This is a genomic window from Hymenobacter sp. BT188, assembly GCF_014333585.1.
In the GTDB taxonomy this organism is placed as follows: Bacteria; Bacteroidota; Bacteroidia; order Cytophagales; family Hymenobacteraceae; genus Hymenobacter.
In genome coordinates this window covers 798954-816638 of record NZ_JACSCW010000002.1, presented here as the reverse complement: position 1 = coordinate 816638, position 17685 = coordinate 798954, and the positions used below count along the sequence as shown (strand labels likewise).

The 17685-nt window shown below is 47.5% G+C and carries 13 protein-coding genes; 5 read left to right on the top strand and 8 right to left on the bottom strand.

Annotated elements, in window-relative coordinates:
- Positions 1-93 precede the first annotated feature (93 nt).
- The 8 genes from H8B13_RS07550 to H8B13_RS07515 all read right to left on the bottom strand — a co-directional run bounded on the left by H8B13_RS07550 (position 94) and on the right by H8B13_RS07515 (position 11770).
- A complete protein-coding gene (locus H8B13_RS07550) occupies positions 94-1902 on the bottom strand; it encodes a cbb3-type cytochrome c oxidase subunit I (RefSeq protein WP_410054431.1) in 1809 nt (602 codons plus the stop codon).
- Positions 1903-1977: 75 nt separating this feature from the next.
- Positions 1978-3045 (bottom strand): cytochrome c oxidase subunit II, encoded by a 1068-nt coding sequence (locus H8B13_RS07545; RefSeq protein WP_187310174.1) that lies wholly within the window; start codon positions 3043-3045, stop codon positions 1978-1980.
- 96 nt (positions 3046-3141) lie between these two features.
- Entirely contained in the window at positions 3142-4458 is a 1317-nt protein-coding gene (locus tag H8B13_RS07540; protein ID WP_222841358.1) for a quinol:cytochrome C oxidoreductase, read from the bottom strand.
- A 4-nt stretch (positions 4459-4462) separates the two neighbouring features.
- On the bottom strand, positions 4463-5188 hold the full coding sequence (locus H8B13_RS07535) for a c-type cytochrome (protein ID WP_187310173.1): 726 nt from the start codon (positions 5186-5188) through the stop codon (positions 4463-4465).
- Positions 5188-5715, bottom strand: a complete 528-nt coding sequence (locus H8B13_RS07530; RefSeq protein ID WP_187310172.1) for a DUF3341 domain-containing protein — start codon at positions 5713-5715, stop codon at positions 5188-5190. Before H8B13_RS07530 ends, H8B13_RS07535 begins: the two co-directional genes overlap by 1 nt.
- Positions 5708-7174 (bottom strand): NrfD/PsrC family molybdoenzyme membrane anchor subunit, encoded by a 1467-nt coding sequence (gene nrfD, locus H8B13_RS07525; RefSeq protein WP_261990257.1) that lies wholly within the window; start codon positions 7172-7174, stop codon positions 5708-5710. Before nrfD ends, H8B13_RS07530 begins: the two co-directional genes overlap by 8 nt.
- 71 nt (positions 7175-7245) lie before the next feature.
- A complete protein-coding gene (locus H8B13_RS07520) occupies positions 7246-10287 on the bottom strand; it encodes a TAT-variant-translocated molybdopterin oxidoreductase (protein WP_187310319.1) in 3042 nt (1013 codons plus the stop codon).
- A gap of 136 nt (positions 10288-10423) precedes the next feature.
- Positions 10424-11770, bottom strand: a complete 1347-nt coding sequence (locus tag H8B13_RS07515; protein ID WP_187310171.1) for a c-type cytochrome — start codon at positions 11768-11770, stop codon at positions 10424-10426.
- 442 nt (positions 11771-12212) lie between these two features.
- Here H8B13_RS07515 and rpsF point away from each other — a divergent pair, with 442 nt between their 5' ends.
- The 5 genes from rpsF (at position 12213) to H8B13_RS07490 (ending at position 17549) form a co-directional block, all read left to right on the top strand.
- A complete protein-coding gene (gene rpsF / locus H8B13_RS07510; RefSeq protein WP_133271966.1) occupies positions 12213-12590 on the top strand; it encodes a 30S ribosomal protein S6 in 378 nt (125 codons plus the stop codon).
- 7 nt (positions 12591-12597) lie between these two features.
- Positions 12598-12849 (top strand): 30S ribosomal protein S18, encoded by a 252-nt coding sequence (gene rpsR / locus H8B13_RS07505; protein ID WP_086593116.1) that lies wholly within the window; start codon positions 12598-12600, stop codon positions 12847-12849.
- 109 nt (positions 12850-12958) lie between these two features.
- On the top strand, positions 12959-13402 hold the full coding sequence (rplI, locus tag H8B13_RS07500; protein WP_187310170.1) for a 50S ribosomal protein L9: 444 nt from the start codon (positions 12959-12961) through the stop codon (positions 13400-13402).
- A gap of 223 nt (positions 13403-13625) precedes the next feature.
- Positions 13626-15446: a GSCFA domain-containing protein gene (locus H8B13_RS07495; protein WP_187310169.1), complete on the top strand. Its 1821-nt coding sequence runs from the start codon at positions 13626-13628 to the stop codon at positions 15444-15446.
- A 63-nt stretch (positions 15447-15509) separates the two neighbouring features.
- Positions 15510-17549, top strand: coding sequence for a thioredoxin domain-containing protein (locus H8B13_RS07490; RefSeq protein ID WP_187310168.1), 2040 nt, complete (start codon positions 15510-15512; stop codon positions 17547-17549).
- Positions 17550-17685: the final 136 nt, after the last annotated feature.

The window sequence follows — 17685 nt, the reverse complement described above, 5'->3', positions numbered from 1 at the left end:
ATTCAGGTCGACCAGCCGACACTGAACTTCCCTTTTAATAAAAAACGGAGCCGCCGTAAATACAGCGGCTCCTTTTATTTGATTGGGGGGCAATTATTCCGCCATCTCCCGCTCGTTGGGCAGGTTAGACGACTGCGTTTGTGAATATGGTACGTTCTGAGGAATAAAGTCCTTTTCAGCACCGGGCTTGCTATAATCGTAAGGCCAACGATGTACAGCTGGAATAGCACCGGGCCAGTTACCATGACCAGGATTAATTGGAGTGGTCCATTCCAAGGTATTCGAGTTCCATGGGTTCTCAGTAGCACGGCGGCCTCGCCAGATACTATAGAAGAAGTTGAAGATAAAGACGAATTGACCAAAGAAAGCGAATATGGCAGCAGCGGATATGAACTTATTCAAGTCAGCAAATTGGCTAAAGCTGTCAAATCCTGTGAAAGCATAATAGCGACGTGGGAAACCAGCTATACCAACGTAGTGCATCGGCATAAACACCAAGTATACACCAATGAAGGTGAGCCAGAAGTGAACGTAACCTAGTTTTTCATCAAGCATACGTCCAAACATCTTTGGGAACCAGTGATACACACCAGCAAACAGACCAAAGAACGCTGAGCTACCCATCACAAGGTGAAAGTGGGCCACTACAAAATATGTGTTATGCATCTGAATATCCAGAGCAGCATTACCCAGAACAATACCGGTCAAACCACCTGAAATAAACAACGATACAAAGCCAATCGAGAACAGCATAGCCGTAGTGAAGCGAATGTTACCCCGCCACAACGTAGCCAGCCAGTTAAACACCTTTACACCAGAAGGCACAGCAATGATCAATGTTAGAAACATGAACACTGACCCTAAGAATGGGTTCATGCCCGTCACAAACATATGGTGGGCCCACACTACGAATGAGAGCAGAGAAATACCGAGCAACGAGCCAATCATAGCACGATAGCCGAAAATAGGCTTACGTGAGTTCGTAGCAAGAATCTCTGAAACCATACCCATGGCAGGCATGATAACAATGTATACCTCTGGGTGACCCAAGAACCAAAATAAGTGCTGGAACAAGATAGGGCTACCACCTGTGTTGCTTAGTGCTTGACCAGCAATATATATGTCTGACAAAAAGAAGCTAGTACCAAACGAACGGTCAAATATCAGCAATAGAGCAGCTGAAAATAATACAGGGAATGAAAGCAAGCCTAATACAGCTGTCAAAAAGAATGACCAAATCGTAAGTGGCAATTTGGACATCGACATTCCACGAGTCCGCAGGTTGATGACCGTGGTAATATAGTTAACTCCACCTAGCAACTGAGATATGATGAACAAAGCCATACTCACTAGCCAAAGCGTCATGCCAGCCCCTGAACCAGGAATTGCTTGAGGTAATGCACTCAACGGGGGATAAATAGTCCAACCAGCTGAAGCAGGGCCAGTCTCAAGAAAAATAGAGATGAACATGATGATACTGGAAGCGAAGAAAAACCAGTACGAAAGCATGTTCATAAATCCTGAAGCCATATCACGCGCTCCAATCTGTAATGGAATCAGGAAGTTGGAAAATGTACCACTTAATCCGGCAGTTAGCACAAAGAACACCATGATAGTGCCGTGCATCGTAACGAGAGCAAGATAAAACTCTGGGTTGAGCTTACCGGCTTCAACCCATTTACCTAATACAGGTGTCAACCATGACATAGTTGACTCAGGCCATCCTAATTGAATCCGGAACAGGCTAGAAAGCGCTCCTCCTAAAATGGCCCAAAAAATACCAGTTATGAGAAATTGCTTAGCAATGACTTTATGATCCTGACTGAATATATATTTAGTCAGAAAGCTTTGCTCATGGTGCTCATCATGATGCGTGTGCTCATCATGCTCGATACGAGGCATGATGGGCATTCCATGCACTGGAGCATTGGTGGGAATATTAGCAGCCATACAGTGGAGCGTGCGTTATAAGGTAAGTTAAAGCGAGGCTTTGGTAGTCTGAGTCATGACAGCGGCAGCATCAGCATTCTTGCTTTTAACAAGTTTATCCGACTTCTGTTTGAAGCTAGCTAAAACATCAGGATTCTGCTCTGCAAATGACTTTTGCTGAGCAAACCAAGCTACATAATCGTCTGGCTCATCTACAACTATGATCGCTTTCATGGCAAAGTGACCTCGGCCACAGATCTGTGAGCATGCTAACTCATAGTTGAATTTTGGATTACCCAACTGCGCGCGCATCTCGTCCGTCGTCTTAGTGGGAGTGAACCAAAACTTGGTTGGCATGCCTGGTACCGCGTACATCTGAACCCGGAAGTTTGGCATATAGACGCCGTGCAGTACGTCGCGCGAGCGAATCTTCAGCAAAACAGGATGGCCCTTTGGCACATGGATTTCGTTCACAGTGAAATCATCCATGGCATTGTTGTCATTCAAGTCGAATCCGAACTCATTAGTAGCATCAATTAGGCGGTAGTTAACAACTCCTAATTTCTGATCACGACCGGGATAACGTACCAGCCAGTTGAACTGCTTGCCCATTACTTCAAGTACAATGGCATCCTTAGGGGCCGGACCTGTAATCTTAGTCCACTCCTTCCAACCTGCGAACACGAGGCTAGCCATTACGATGGCTGGAATCAGTGTCCAGATAATCTCGATCTTGTTATTGTGAGAAAAGAAGAATGCTCTCCGTCCATCCTTATGCTGATAACGATATGAGAAGATGAACAACATAAGATGGGTAAGCGCGAACGCTACACCCAAAATGATCATCGTAGTCCAAAACATATTTTCCACCGCATACCCATGAATGGATGCAATAGGAGGATTCATCTTGGCGTAATTTTCAATAAACGACCATGCGAAAGCGCCTCCGCCGACCACCATGAAGATGATCATCAGTATAGCATTAACACGGTTGCTCATACCGATTTCGCGGGTCAAGCTACCAGAAAAGATGGAAGTAAGGATCTGGAGGCGGAACAACAAGCCGAATACGACTAGAAGTAGCACCAGTACCAGTAGAATACCAAGAGCAATCATTATCTAGGGATAGATGTGAATACAGCGATACTGAGTGTGTAAATAGTATTGAGACTATCTACTTAGGTAATTTATCACCTAATACTCAAATCAATTTTAGGTTGTATGATGCACACTTTCATCGAGGAAAGGGTGATTCACAGGCACCAATGAGGCCTGACTTAAACGTTTCGTAAATAACAACAGAAAAGAGCCCAAAAAGATCAGTGCAATGCCTATTTCAATTACAAATCCACTTTCACCTTTCATAGTGGCGGGCATGATCATCAAGTAGAAATCAAACCAATGACCTATCAAGATGGCAATACATACAATTTTCAGCATGATCATTTGACGCTTTGCATCCCGGGTCATCATCACCAGAAATGGGAAAGCAAAGTTGATAATCAAATTGAAATAGAAGATCCAAGTATAGTGGCCATTAAAGCCCCCCAAGCGCTGATTGAAATAAACTGCTTCTTCTGGCAAGTTGGCATACCAGATCAACATAAATTGCGAGAACCAGATGTATGTCCAGAAGATACTAAAGCCAAACATGAATTTACCTAGATCATGCAGATGGTTAGCATTCAGGAAGTGTAGGTAACCGGCTTGCTTTAGATAAATGGCTGTGAGTGTTACAGCTGCTAGGCCTGATACCCACCAACTTGCGAATACATACCACCCAAACATTGTACTGAACCAATGTACGTCAATTGACATGACCCAATCCCACGCCGCCATAGAAGATGAAACAGCAAATAGAACTAGAAATAGAGCACCAACATTTATGCTTTTATGAAAATACTCAGTTCCGCCATTAAGGTCTTCCTCAATCGAAAGTTTTCTTAGCCTTTCTGAAAAGAACCACCAGATACCCAGGTATATGACCATTCGAATAACATAGAATGGCAAGTTCAAAAAACCACTTTTGCCAGCAACTATAGCGTCATAATTTTCGTGACCAGGAGTCATAATGCCATCATGCGTCCAGTGAAAAAGATCATGGCGACCAACGAAGAACACGATAAGCATAATGATCGCGCCCGGTAGTAGCCAAGCACTCAATGCCTCTGAAATACGCTTAATTAATACTGACCAACCAGCGTAAGCCACATACTGTAGTGCAACGAAGAATGTGCCGATTACAGCAATACCAATGAAGTACACATTGCTATGCCAAAGGCTTACAAGAATTCGCTTGACCCAAGTAGGACTGCCTTCATGGTGTTCTGCAGAAGCTCCTGCTCCTGTCCCGGCTTCATGTCCTGCAACAGCACTATGCTCCTCTCCTATTCCGAGAGCAGCTAGTACAGCTCCAATTATCAACAGGATAATACCTGCCGCAATTATTATAATAAATTTCTTACGAGTGCTGGGCGGAAGCTGTAAATGTTCAGCCGTAACACTGTCTTGGTGCGTCAGAGTTGCCATATTATTAGTTCGCCGTTCCGTTTCTTGCTTCCGTGCCACCTTGTCCTGGGGTCTTAGAGGCTTTGTCAGCTTGAGCCTCTTCTATTGGACTTTGGTTAGCACGATCAGTCATCTCAGTTGAATCTTGGCTAATGTCTACTAATTTAGCTAAACCATCAGGACCTTCACCTTGCTGTAGTACACGAACGTACATAGCTATTTTCCAACGCTCCTCAGGATTAACAATGGAGCCATGTGGCATCATGCGGTTACGTCCCCATTGAATGACGTGATAGATATGCCCATCATTCATTGTTTTGTAAGCGCCTGCAGAGTAACTCGGCACACCCTTAAACTTAATGCCTACAGGGCCCTGACCTTTTCCGTCTTCACCGTGGCAATGAGAGCAAACTCTAGTATAGAGTGCTTTTCCTTCTTCTAAGTTGGCCTTCGAATAAGGATGAGGATTACGTAGCACGCGTTCCGCAATACCAACACTATCCTTAGGTATGTGTGTGTAGTAATCTAGTTTACCCAATGGAACGGTTCCCACAACTGGAACACGTTGGTTGGTCCCCAGTGGGTTAATTACATTGACGTTTGTTTGTTTGAGCGCTTCATATGGAATAGGCTCATACATTTCGGGGGCATATTGAATAGCCGGAACATCAGCACGATTGCAGCTAGTAGCTAATACTGCAGCAAAGAGCATCGTAGACCCCTGAAGACTTAATTTCAGCCAGTGCATCATTATTTCTGGGTCATTTCTTTTTCGTTGACTTCTGATGCACCGTTTTCGCGGAGTAGTTGAGTCAAGCGACTCAATTCAGAAGCATCATCTTTTAATTCTATGGCCATTACAAACTTATCGTCTGTAGCACGCACATCCATCACTGGCACCTTCCAACGTGGATATAGTTTACTGATTGTAAAGAAGGTAAGTACCATTCCATGAGCACAGAAAAGAACCGTCATTTCAAAGCTCACAGGAATAAATGCTGGTAGAGCAATATGAGGTTTACCACCAATGATCATTGGCCAATCGAAACCTAGCATATAAATCTGCATCCACAGGGCAAATGACAAGCCTGTTAGACCAAAGAAGAATGCTGCGATTGGTAAGCGTGAGCGCTCAATACCGAGAGCGTCGTCAATACCGTGAACTGGGTAAGGAGAGAACACATCGTGGATCTTAACCCCAGCGGCGCGGATGTTCTCGATGGCGTGCAATAGCACGTCCTCGTCGTCGAAGATGCCGAGGGCGAAGCGCTTAGTCATGCTTATTATAATTTACGGGAGCAGAAGCTGGGATAGCAGGAGCAACGGGTTGATGAGCTGGAGTTACTTGGTGGCCATGGCCATGATGACCAGTATATGTTGGGCCATTATCCACCCCATACTTAAGGATGGTCTTAACCTCAGCCATATTCACTACTGGAAAGAACTTCGCAAAGAGTAAGAACAGAGTAAAGAATAAGCCCAGCGTACCTACATAAATTCCAATATCGACCCAAGTTGGTGAGAACATCACCCAGCTTGAAGGCAAATAATCCCGGTGCAAGGACGTCACAATAATTACGAAGCGTTCGAACCACATACCGATGTTCACGATAATGGAAAGAATGAACGTAGCGGGAATGCTATAGCGGATGCGACGGAACCACACCAACTGAGGTGTAATTACGTTGCAAGTCATCATAGATGCATATGCCCACCAGTATGGCCCTGTGGCTCGGTTGATGAATGCATACTGCTCAAATTCAACCTGTGAATACCAAGCAATAAAGAATTCAGTGATGTATGCGACACCTACAATAGAGCCCGTAATCATCATGATTTTATTCATGAGAGCGATGTGTTCTATAGTAATATAATCTTCGAGTTTGAAGACTACCCGCGTGATAAGCATCAATGTTAAAACCATCGCAAAGCCTGAGAAAATGGCCCCTGCAACGAAGTAAGGAGGGAAGATAGTAGTGTGCCATCCTGGTACCACAGAGGTAGCAAAGTCCATTGATACAATAGTGTGTACTGAGAGCACCAAAGGCGTAGCAACACCAGCTAAGATTAAAGATACAGTCTCATAACGTGACCAAGCCTTTGCAGATCCTTTCCATCCAAAGCTTAACAATGCATAAGCGCGCTTAGCTATAGGGCCTTTGGCTCGATCACGAATAGTAGCGAAATCGGGGATGAGACCGATATACCAGAAAACCAGTGAAACGGAGAAGTATGTGGAGATGGCAAAAACGTCCCACAGAAGTGGAGAGTTAAAGTTTACCCATAACGAACCAAATGTATTCTGGAACGGGAATACCCAATAGGCTAACCAGGGACGGCCCATGTGTAGTACTGGGAACATCGCCGCACATATTACAGCGAATATGGTCATTGCCTCAGCTGCGCGGTTAATTGAGCTGCGCCACTTCTGACGGAATAGCAACAATACAGCTGAAATCAGAGTACCAGCGTGGCCGATACCTACCCACCATACAAAATTGGTGATGTCCCAAGCCCAGCCAACTGTTTTATTCAGCCCCCATTCTCCGATACCGTACCATAAGGTGCGGTATACAGAATAGAAGAATATACCCAGAAAAAAGAGCGCCACGCTCAGAGCTGCCATCCACCGGATGTTTGGCTTAGCTTCCACTTGGCGGCACACGTCCTGTGTGATGTCGTGGTAAGTTTTGCCCCCCGTAACGAGCGGCTCTCTTACTGGCGATACGTGCTGCATAATATTGAATGTAAAAAGTGGCGAGACAAGCTATTTTATACCGTGATAAACCCCTTGTCCCTTCGCTGTTTCTAGACTGTTAGCTCTTTGTTTGGCTCCACATTACGGATCTTCGTTAGATACGTGATGTTTGGCTGCACGTTAATTGCATCAAGTACGTGGAAGCCACGCTCGCCATCTTCACGACGAGTAACTTGTGATACACGTGAGTTTGGATCACGTAAGTCACCAAAAATGATGGCTTGAGTAGGGCAAGATTGCGCGCAAGCAGTTACTACTTCACCATCCACCGGACGACGACGCTCTTTTTTAGCTTCAAGCTTCGCAAGTTGAATACGCTGTACACAGAAGCTGCACTTCTCCATTACACCACGTGCCCGTACAGTTACATCGGGGTTCAGAACCATGCGACCGAGATCCGTGAACATATGACCGTTCACTGCCTCAAACTTTTCGTTTGTGTAATAAGAGAACCAGTTAAAGCGCCGCACTTTGTAAGGACAGTTGTTAGCGCAATAGCGAGTACCTACACAACGGTTGTAAGTCATCTGGTTTAAGCCTTCGCTGCTGTGCGTTGTAGCAAGCACTGGGCAAACCGTCTCGCAGGGGGCATGGTTGCAGTGCTGACACAGCATTGGCTCGAAGATCACACTCGGGTTTTCCGATGGATCTTCCATTGCTGCATAAGTATCTAGCTTACCTTTTTCAGCGAAATCCTCTTTGGTGGTATCTGAGCTATAGTAGCGGTCAATACGCAACCAATGCATCTCACGACGATTGATTACTTCCTGCTTACCTACTACTGCTATGTTGTTTTCTACTTGGCAACCAATCACGCATGCACCGCAACCGATACAGGAGTTCAGATCGATGACCATACCCCAGTGATGGTTCTTGTATTCGTAGTCCTGCCATAGAGAAACCTTATTTGGCTTCTCTAAACCATCAGGAGTGGCTATTTTGTCGTATTCAGTTACTTCTTTAGGGTTCTTTATATACTCAGCCAAGGTAGCTTCCTGTACTACTGGCTTACGGTCCATGACCGTATGATGCGTTTGCGTTTGAGCTATAGGGGACTTTGCGCCGGTCTTCTCAAGCGTGACAGTACCATTATATTGTAATGAATTGCCGCGTACGGTGGCTAATGGATAAGCGTTGGCTCCCACTTTGCTACCTACTTTTCCAGCTAACTCCCGGCCATAGCCGACAGCAATACTAACTGCTCCTTTTGCTTGACCCGGCTGAATAAGAACAGGAAGTTCAATAGATATACCGTTCGCGGTAATCTTAACTACATCACCTTGCTCCCACTCATTTGCTACGGCCATATCCCGTGGTACGGCTACGTAATTACCCCAAGTAGCTTTCGATATTGGGTCAGGTAACTCTTGTAACCAAGGGTTATTGGCTTCAAAACCATTGCCGATACCTACCTTCTCATAAAGCGAGAATTCAACGCCGGCACCTTTTGGTGCGCGGGATATAGAACTGATTGCTTGGTTAATATCAATTGAAGCAGCAACCGGGGCAACAGATGCAGGAGAGAGAGTACCAGCAGCAACTCCATCATGGACAGCCTTATCCCAACCTTGCTGGAAATTGCCCCCTAGAATGCTTCTCCAGTTGGCACGCAAGAAATTATAGTAGCTCTGGGAATTCCCCGCCCAAGTTAGCAAACTATCTTGAGCCTGACGAGTAGCAAATAAGGGCGAAATCGTAGGTTGAGCTAAGCTCAATGAGCCACGCTTGGGCTCATAGTCGTTCCACGACTCTAGGTAGTGATGGTCAGGAGCAGCGTAATAACAGAGGCTACCTGTCTCATCCAAGCGGTCGTTGAGAGAAATACTCAGGGGCACTTTAGCAATCCCCGTTTTTACCTTAGCAGCTAGTGGGTGATCATAAATGGGATTGGCATGATAGAATATTACAGCGCCAACGCTGCCTGCATTCATCTCATTTACCAAGCGGATCATGCGTGCATCATCTCCCTGGCGTAGCAAAGAAGGATTTGCAGTATCTATAGCTGCGCCTACGTTGCCTAGCGACTGGTTGATAGCAGCTACAAGCGTCTGGATAGCTACATCGTTTGAGCCAGCTACAACTAAGCTACGTCCTCTATTAGCTTTCAGCTCAGATGCGGCCTTTTTCAGTTGTGCATTATTATATGTTGATGCAGAACCGCCACCTACCACCTCATTATAGAGTGCCAGCGTAGCCTGCCCCATTTCTGACGGCTTGAGTGGTACGCGCACATCAGCATTAGAGCCAGTTAAAGAAAGATTGGGCTCAAACTGAAAATGACGCGACATTGTCCTTTTTTCGCTTGATACTTTTCGATTAGTGATATACTGATGAGCATGCTCAACTGGCGATATCCAAGTACCCAGGAAGTCAGCTCCTATGCTCACAATCACATTAGCTTTGCTAAAGTCGAAAGAAGGCAGTACACCTCCATTAGCCTGTATCAATGCCGATTGCGATTGAGCATCGTACATCACGTGTTCGGTAGTAGGATAGCGTGAGGCGAACTCAGCAATAGCTCTTTTAGTCGACGGGCTAATAATAGTTGGGGATACGATAGCAATTTTGCCCCCCGTAGCTGCAAGCTTGCTGCGAATCTCTTGGTCAACGCGGTCCTTATCGGCCTGTTGACCTTTGATGGCAAAATGCTGCAGACGAGCGCTATCATACAAGCTCAAAACGGAGGCTTGAGCACGGGCTGACAAACCGCCACGCGTAATTGGTGACTCTGGGTTTCCCTCCAGCTTAATTGGACGACCGTCCCGGGTCTTTACTAATACGCTGTTGTAATCTGCACCGTTGAAATAAGTCGAAGCATAGAAGTTAGCAATGCCTGGATCGACCTCCTCGGGTTTATTCAGGTATGGAATTGCCTTATGAATGGGTGCTTCACAGCTAGCCAAAGTGGCTGCGGCTAAGCTGAATCCCATTAGCTTCAAAAAATCACGCCGTGGAGAAACAGTGGCGTCAGTAGAGCTATTTTTTTCGCTAACCGGCAGGAAATCGGCGAATTCGCTGAAAGCATTCTTTGCAAACTCTGGTGAGTTTTCTAGCTCTTCGATTCCTTTCCAGTACTTGGGCGACTCTTGCATTTTGTTTGACTTATATTCTTGGAGATTCAAAAGTCTGAGAGCAAATCAGTTAGATCTCTAAGTAAGACGTATTATTTTGAGATACTGGACTTAACGTATCAGTGAAAACCTGCTGACACTTAGGCTATATGACAACTTAGTAGTGGCACTTAGAGCACTCAGTACCACCATTTGATGACACAGTAAATGCGGCACCTTGGTTGGCAGCATCGTGCAATTTCACGAGGTTATCATAATAGCCGTTGCCCTTTGTATTAAGCGGTTGCTCACGGTGGCAGTTGATGCACCAGCCCATAGTTAAGGGCGAATATTGATACACTACCTCCATATTCTGGATGGGACCGTGGCACGTCTGGCACTCAATACCTCCTACCTGCGTGTGCTGGGAGTGGTTGAAGTAAGCTAGATCTGGCAGGTTGTGCACACGTACCCACTGGATAGGCTGCTTGCGCTCAATGGCACGGTAAATCTTTTTGATTTCAGGCGATTCTGTTTTGATCTGCGAGTGGCAGTTCATACAGATATTAGCCGAAGGAATGTTAGCGCTCTTGCTTTTGTAAACGCTAGTATGACAATAAGCACAGTTAATCTGATTCTCGCCGGCATGCAGCTTGTGCGAGAAGGCGATTGGTTGTGTGGGCTGATATCCTTGGTCCAAGCCAATAGCCATTACACCTTGTACTGACTCATATAAAACTACGAGAACAAAAAGCCCCACAGCTAAGCCGCGTACTAGGTTAGACTTATATATTTTACTGAAATCGAATTTCTGATCGAGTAGCTCTACGTCGCGGCCATCAAGGTCTTTTCTACCTTTCAGCACATCGCCCATGATATTGGCAATGATAACCAGCGTTACAACCAATACAATCAGAACTACTACTAATACGATTAAGAGCAGATCAACGTATTGACCGGCGCCTGTACCAGCAGAGGCTGCCCCTCCAGTTTCCTGACCATCAACCTGGCCAGCATTTCCGGCAGTAGCACCACCGGCAGTCACTTGAGACGGCTTCTCGCTTTCGGCAGCGATGTAGGATATAATAGAAGTGATTTCAGCATCAGTCAGCGCGAAGCTGGGCATCTGCTGCTTCTGGTACTGATTAAAGATCTTCACGGCATATTCATCCCCGCTGGCGACCATCTTGCTAGAATTCTTGATCCAGGGAATCAGCCAGGAAATAGGGCGGCGTTTGTGGACGTCCTTCAGTGCCGGACCTACCACAACCTCGTTGATGGCGTGGCATTGGGCGCAGTTACCTTTATATAATGCGTCGCCAGCAGCGATTGCAGCAGCGTCGCCGGTAGTAGTGCCTGCGGCGGCAGCGGGCGCAGCCTGAGCTGCAGCTCCGGGAGCCACCCCTTCTTTACTCACGGCCGGAGCGTCGCCAACGTCTTGTGCCGAAGCACGGCCGACGGAGGCAAACGTCAGAAACAGAGCAAGAAAGAAATGGGGGAGGGTACGAAGTCGGATGCTATCCATAGCACAAATTCACTGGGGAAAAGAAACGCAGGGGTGCCTTAAGGCCACAAATGTAGGTCGGGAATTGCAGGAAACAAAAGCGATACTTCTAATTTTTGGGAAAGGAAAACACAGCAAAACCCATCAAAAACCCACTTCGTAGCACCTAGACACTAAATAAGGTGTTGTAGCTCAACTGACCAGACATTAGTCCAATATACTAGCACACTTGGCAGTTGGCCGTTAGTTATCCAACTCATGTTCTGTGTGAAAGGTTTTACTTACTTAATACTAAGTAATGTTTACGTAAAGTTTTCCTTTTAGCACCTCTATATAGGTGTTTGACAAGAGGTTGATTTGCCATCTAAGGAAAAATAAGCACAGTGCTTAGCACAGATATCCTGCGATTTAGCTACCTTTGCCCCCTAATTTAGTTTTTCACTTAATTTTTTCATCCCGTCTAATGGAAGTAAGAAATTACGAGACGGTCTTTCTCCTGACGCCCGTTCTGAACGAAGGTCAGGTGCAAGAGACGATCGAGAAGTTCTCGCAGGTGCTTAAGGAAAATGGCGCCGACATTATCAACACTGAAAACTGGGGCCTCAAAAAGCTTGCTTACCCAATTCAGAAGAAATCAACCGGGTATTATCACTTGGTAGAGTTCTCTGGCTCGGGTAATATAGTGGACCAGCTGGAGCTAGCATTTCGCCGCGATGAGCGTGTGATTCGTTTTTTGACTACGGTGCTGGACAAGCACGCAGTAGCCTATAACGAGCGCCGTCGCAACGGAGAAATGAATCAGCAGAAAGCCCAGAAACAATCGGAAGCAGTTGCCCAATAACAAGAAGATGAGCCTCGCCAACGAAAAGATCCACAAGCAGGATACCCGCAAAAAGTACTGCCGCTTCAAGAAGAACGGTATTAAGTACGTGGACTACAAAGACCCTAACTTCCTTCTGAAGTTTGTAAACGAGCAGGGCCGCGTGCTGCCCCGCCGTATCACGGGCACTAGCCTGAAATTCCAGCGCAAAGTGGCTCAGGCCGTGGCTAAAGCCCGTCACCTCGCTCTTATGCCCTACGTAACCGACTCTTTGAAATAGATTGTAGACCTGAGAAGGGCAGAAATAAGATATGAGAATTCCTGATGAGGCTTAGCAGCAGCAGGACCATCTTACCTTACTTTCTTCTTTCTCACTTCTTATACAGACAATGGAAGTAATTCTGAAAGACGACGTAAAGAACCTGGGCTACAAGAACGACATCGTGACGGTAAAGCCTGGATATGGTCGCAACTTCCTGCTCCCGCAGGGTTTGGCTATTCTAGCCGACAAGACTAACAAGAAGATTGTAGCTGAAAACGTACGCCAAGCGGCGCACAAAGCTGAAAAGATCAAAACCGAAGCTCAAGGTATCGCCAACCAGATCGGTGACGTTGCTTTCGACATTCGCGCCAAAGTAGGTGAGAGCGGTAAGATCTTCGGCCGTGTGACTACGCTTCAGCTTGCTGAGGCACTAAAAGCCAAAAGCATCGACGTGGACCGCAAGCGTATTTCTTTTGATCAGGAGCCAACTGCTGTTGGTGAGTACACTGCTACTATCAACCTGCACAAAGAAGTAAAGCATCAGGTTCGCTTTAATGTTGTAGCTGAGTAATCTGCCTCGCTTTAATAAAAAAGCCCCCCAGCGCCGCGCTGGGGGGCTTTTTTATTAATCATCGTTACTCATTTGATCAAGGACAGTAACTTTGATAATGCTATGTCTATTGGCTGGATAAAAGGTAAGCATTGCATGAGGTGAAAACCGCTGTTTTGGCTAAAAGAGGAGAGTTGAGTAGGTTGCTTACCCATTGACCCATTTCTGGTCATTTATTATTCTGATGTTTCGTACTGAAATACCGCTAACCCCTCACCCTACCCCCTTTTCGCTCGCGGCTCGCGTGCTGACGATAGGCTCCTGCTTTTCAGATGTACTGGGTAATCGCCTGAGCAGCTATAAAGTACGGTCTCTTGCCAATCCGTTTGGGACCGTTTTTAATCCACTGTCGGCCTGCAAACTGCTACGTGCCGCAGCTGGAGAGGAAACGGATTGGCAACAGCACTTAGTGCCTGCTCGGGGACGCTGGCAGAGCTATGATTTGCATGCTGCGGTAGGGTCCGACTCGCCCGTGGAGCTACTACAGCACATTCAGGATCTTATGCAGCGTACTGGCCAGTTTCTCGAAACGGCTGATGTAGTTGTTTTGACTCTGGGAACGGCTTACGCGTATCGGTTGCGTGAAACGCAGGAAATAGTAAGCAATTGTCATAAAGTACCTGCTGACCAGTTTGAGAAAGAGCTTCTCACTCCCGACGAAATTATTAATGCCATAGCTGAGACTCATGCTTTGTTGCGGCGGCGCAATCCGAAGCTGCGCTTTGTGCTGACCGTGAGTCCTGTACGTCATATCAAGGATACGCTGCCACTGAACGCGGTCAGCAAATCGATACTGCGAGTGGCTTGTCACTACCTCAGTGAGTTGTTGCCCGATGTGACGTATTTCCCGGCGTATGAGTTGCTAATGGATGATTTGCGGGATTATCGATTCTATGCTGCCGACATGATTCATCCGTCGGCAGTGGCGGAAGAATACGTCTGGGAGCGTTTCTCGCGTGAATATTTCGACAGCAATTTTGGGCGCTTTCAGAAGGAATGGGATGCTGTGCGCCAGGCAATGGCTCACCGCCCGTTGTACCCAGCTGCTCCCGAGCACCGGCAGTTTTTGGAGGCAACTCTCACTCGACTGCAACGGCTTGGCAACCAAGTGGACGTACGCCCAGAGATTCGGGAGGTGCAGAAACAGCTTCATTCGCTGCCAGTACCACTCAAGCCTCTGCCAGTTCCTGTACCTGAAGCTGACGAGGATCAAGAAGAGCGTATTGATATAGGAGAACCTGAAAATACCCCCCAGCGTGTAATAAGCCCGGCTGTGGTTGCTTCTCCACCTACTGCTTACCTTTCTCCTGCCTTGAATAAAGCCGTTAGTGAGGGAGCAATACCGGAGGTGACAGAAGCTGCTCCTTTCAAGAAGAAACGTCGGTCGCGGGGTGGAGCTAAGCGCAGTGGCCGCAAGAAGGCAGCACAGTTGGCAGCATCATTAGCTAATTCAGCAAATGACGAACTTCCGATTGCTGATGACTCGTCAGAGCAACCAGAAATAGTAGATGCGGCGGTAGAGATGCCCCCCAGCTTACCAATCGAGACGACCGACTATACGGACACAATTGTTGAAGCTTCTATTCAGACCGTTGCTGCGGAAGAACAGGCGACTACCGAGGTACCGGAGTCCGAAATAACGTCGGCTGCCACTCCCACACCTGCATCGGCGCGGCCTAAACGGCGAACAGCAGCTCAAGTGAAAGCTGCCAAAACCTCGCGCAAACCGACTAAAACAGTAACGGCAAAAGCGGAAAGCAAGCCAAGAACTGCTCGCCCGGCCCGACGTAAGCCAACCGGCCCACTTGCTTTACCTGCAGTAGAGCAGTCAGCACCTATGATAGACGCGGCTGGCCTGCCTGCAATAGAAGTTCCTACGGCACTAGCTTTGGAAACTTCTCCTATAAAGGAGAAAAAGGCTGCTAAAGCGTCACCGAAGCGCCGCGCAAGACCCCCACGCAAAAAGCCAACGCCATCTGCCGACCAACCAACTTCTGAAACGTAAACTGAAACCCGGCCTTTTTCGCCGGGTTTCTTCTTTAGATAGCATCATATTTTATTTTATCCCATGTCTAGCTCTCAAACGCCCGCTTATACCAATCTTCTTAGCCGCGAAACCAGCCCCTATCTGCTCCAGCACGCGCACAATCCGGTAAACTGGTACCCGTGGGGTGAGGAGGCGTTGCAAAAGGCCAAAACCGAGCAGAAGCCGATACTGGTAAGTATTGGCTACGCCGCCTGCCACTGGTGCCACGTAATGGAGCGTGAATCCTTTGAAAATGAGCCCGTTGCGGAGATAATGAACGAGTATTTCGTGTGCATCAAAGTGGACCGCGAGGAGCGTCCCGACGTGGACCAGGTGTATATGGATGCTGTACACGCGATGGGTGTACAAGGCGGCTGGCCGCTAAATGTATTTTTGAACCCCGATGCGAAGCCGTTTTATGGCGGCACCTATTTTCCGCCGCGCAACTGGACGCAGTTGCTCACCAGTATCGGCCAAGCATATCAGGGTGAGCACCGGGCGGAGCTGGATGAATCGGCGGAGCAGTTTGCGAGTGTTCTGCAAGCCAGCGACTTGGCTAAGTACAGTCTAGGATCTGCGGCGGCTACGGTATCGGATGAGCAATTTGAGTTGCTACTGGATAATCTGGGGAGCAAATTTGACAGAGAATGGGGCGGCATGAACCGGGCGCCCAAGTTTCCGATGCCCAGTATATGGCGCTTTCTGTTGCGTGCCCACCGTCTGACAGGCAGCCAAAGCATCTTCGACCAGATAAATCGAACCTTGCGTGAAATGGCGTGGGGAGGCATTTATGATCAGGTGGGCGGTGGATTTGCCCGTTACTCGGTTGACGGGGAGTGGCTCGCGCCTCATTTTGAGAAGATGCTTTATGATAATGGGCAGCTCATTAGTCTATATGCTGAGGCGTATCAGGCGACCAAGGATGAGCTGTACAAGAAAGTAGTGTATGATACGGTTGAGTTCGTACGCCGGGAGCTGACGAGTCCGGAAGGAGGCTTTTACTCCTCTCTGGATGCCGACAGCGAGGGCGTTGAGGGAAGATTCTATGTTTTCACCAAAAACGAGTTGCGCGACATTTTGAGTGATGAAGAACTGCTGTTCTCTGCCTACTTCAACTGCACGGCTGCGGGAAATTGGGAGCACGGTCAGAACATCCTGCATCGCCGTCAGTCGAACGAGGACTTTGCAGTAGCCCACGAAATTGCCCCCCAGGTTCTCGCGGAGCTGGTGGAGGGTTGGAAGAAAAAGATCATAGCGGCTCGTGCCAAGCGTGTCCGTCCTGCTACAGACGACAAGATTCTGACGGCTTGGAATGCGCTTATGCTTAATGGTCTCATTGACGCGTACCGCGCTTTTGGCGACAAGGAGTTTCTGGAATTAGCCCTGCGGAACGCACAATTTATTCAAACGAACCTGCGCAATGGGCCTGGTTTGTGGCGCAACTACAAGGCCGGCCGGGCCACAATTGCGGGCTTTCTGGAAGATTATGCCTTGGTTATTCAAGCTTATATCAACTTGTACGAAGCCACTTTTGATCTTCAATGGCTGCGTGAGGCCGAGGCACTTACTGATTATGTGCAGGAAAACTTCTTCGACCCAACAGAGAACCTGTTTTTCTATACCGATGCCAATGTTGAGGCTTTAATTGCCCGCAAGAAGGAGCTGTTTGATAATGTCATTCCTGCCTCGAACTCGCTCATGGCGCATAATATGCACCGGCTGGGTTTGCACTTAGAAAAAGCCCCCCAAAGCGAACTGGCCGCTACCATGCTGGCACAAGTGCAGGATCTGATGATAAAAGAGCCCCAGCATCTTACCAATTGGGCTAGTCTGTATGCTGCCTTCCTACGGCCGACAGCCGAGATTGCTATGGTTGGCCCCGAGGCGGAAGAAGCCCGAAAAGAATTAAGCCAGCACTTTTTGCCTAATGTGGTGTTAGCAGGTAGCCTCACTCCTACCGACGAGCTTCCGCTATTGCAGCAGCGCTCGACGCTTGGCGGCCAGACTACGCTTTACGTGTGTTTCAATAGGGCTTGCCAGCAGCCGGTTCATACTGTGGTTGAGGCATTAGCGCAACTTTAGTAGTAATTGGCAGGTGTTTTTGGCTGCATTTAGGCCCGTTGGCTGTTAAGTAAAACGAGTGCTTGTGCTGCTGCATTCTTACGAATAGCAGGCAGTAAGCGCGGGTTCGCGCCGCATCTCCTGTTATCTTTACCTT

Excerpts from the sequence above, each read along its gene's own strand:
- H8B13_RS07535 (WP_187310173.1), bottom strand. The coding sequence starts at position 5,188 with ATGATGCACTGGCTGAAATTAAGTCTTCAGGGGTCTACGATGCTCTTT.
- H8B13_RS07515 (WP_187310171.1), bottom strand. The coding sequence starts at position 11,770 with ATGGATAGCATCCGACTTCGTACCCTCCCCCATTTCTTTCTTGCTCTG.
- rplI (WP_187310170.1), top strand. The coding sequence starts at position 12,959 with ATGGAAGTAATTCTGAAAGACGACGTAAAGAACCTGGGCTACAAGAAC.
- H8B13_RS07530 (WP_187310172.1), bottom strand. The coding sequence starts at position 5,715 with ATGACTAAGCGCTTCGCCCTCGGCATCTTCGACGACGAGGACGTGCTA.
- H8B13_RS07540 (WP_222841358.1), bottom strand. The coding sequence starts at position 4,458 with ATGGCAACTCTGACGCACCAAGACAGTGTTACGGCTGAACATTTACAG.
- H8B13_RS07550 (WP_410054431.1), bottom strand. The coding sequence starts at position 1,902 with ATGCCTCGTATCGAGCATGATGAGCACACGCATCATGATGAGCACCAT.
- H8B13_RS07495 (WP_187310169.1), top strand. The coding sequence starts at position 13,626 with ATGTTTCGTACTGAAATACCGCTAACCCCTCACCCTACCCCCTTTTCG.
- rpsF (WP_133271966.1), top strand. The coding sequence starts at position 12,213 with ATGGAAGTAAGAAATTACGAGACGGTCTTTCTCCTGACGCCCGTTCTG.
- rpsR (WP_086593116.1), top strand. The coding sequence starts at position 12,598 with ATGAGCCTCGCCAACGAAAAGATCCACAAGCAGGATACCCGCAAAAAG.
- H8B13_RS07490 (WP_187310168.1), top strand. The coding sequence starts at position 15,510 with ATGTCTAGCTCTCAAACGCCCGCTTATACCAATCTTCTTAGCCGCGAA.
- nrfD (WP_261990257.1), bottom strand. The coding sequence starts at position 7,174 with ATGCAGCACGTATCGCCAGTAAGAGAGCCGCTCGTTACGGGGGGCAAA.
- H8B13_RS07545 (WP_187310174.1), bottom strand. The coding sequence starts at position 3,045 with ATGATTGCTCTTGGTATTCTACTGGTACTGGTGCTACTTCTAGTCGTA.
- H8B13_RS07520 (WP_187310319.1), bottom strand. The coding sequence starts at position 10,287 with ATGCAAGAGTCGCCCAAGTACTGGAAAGGAATCGAAGAGCTAGAAAAC.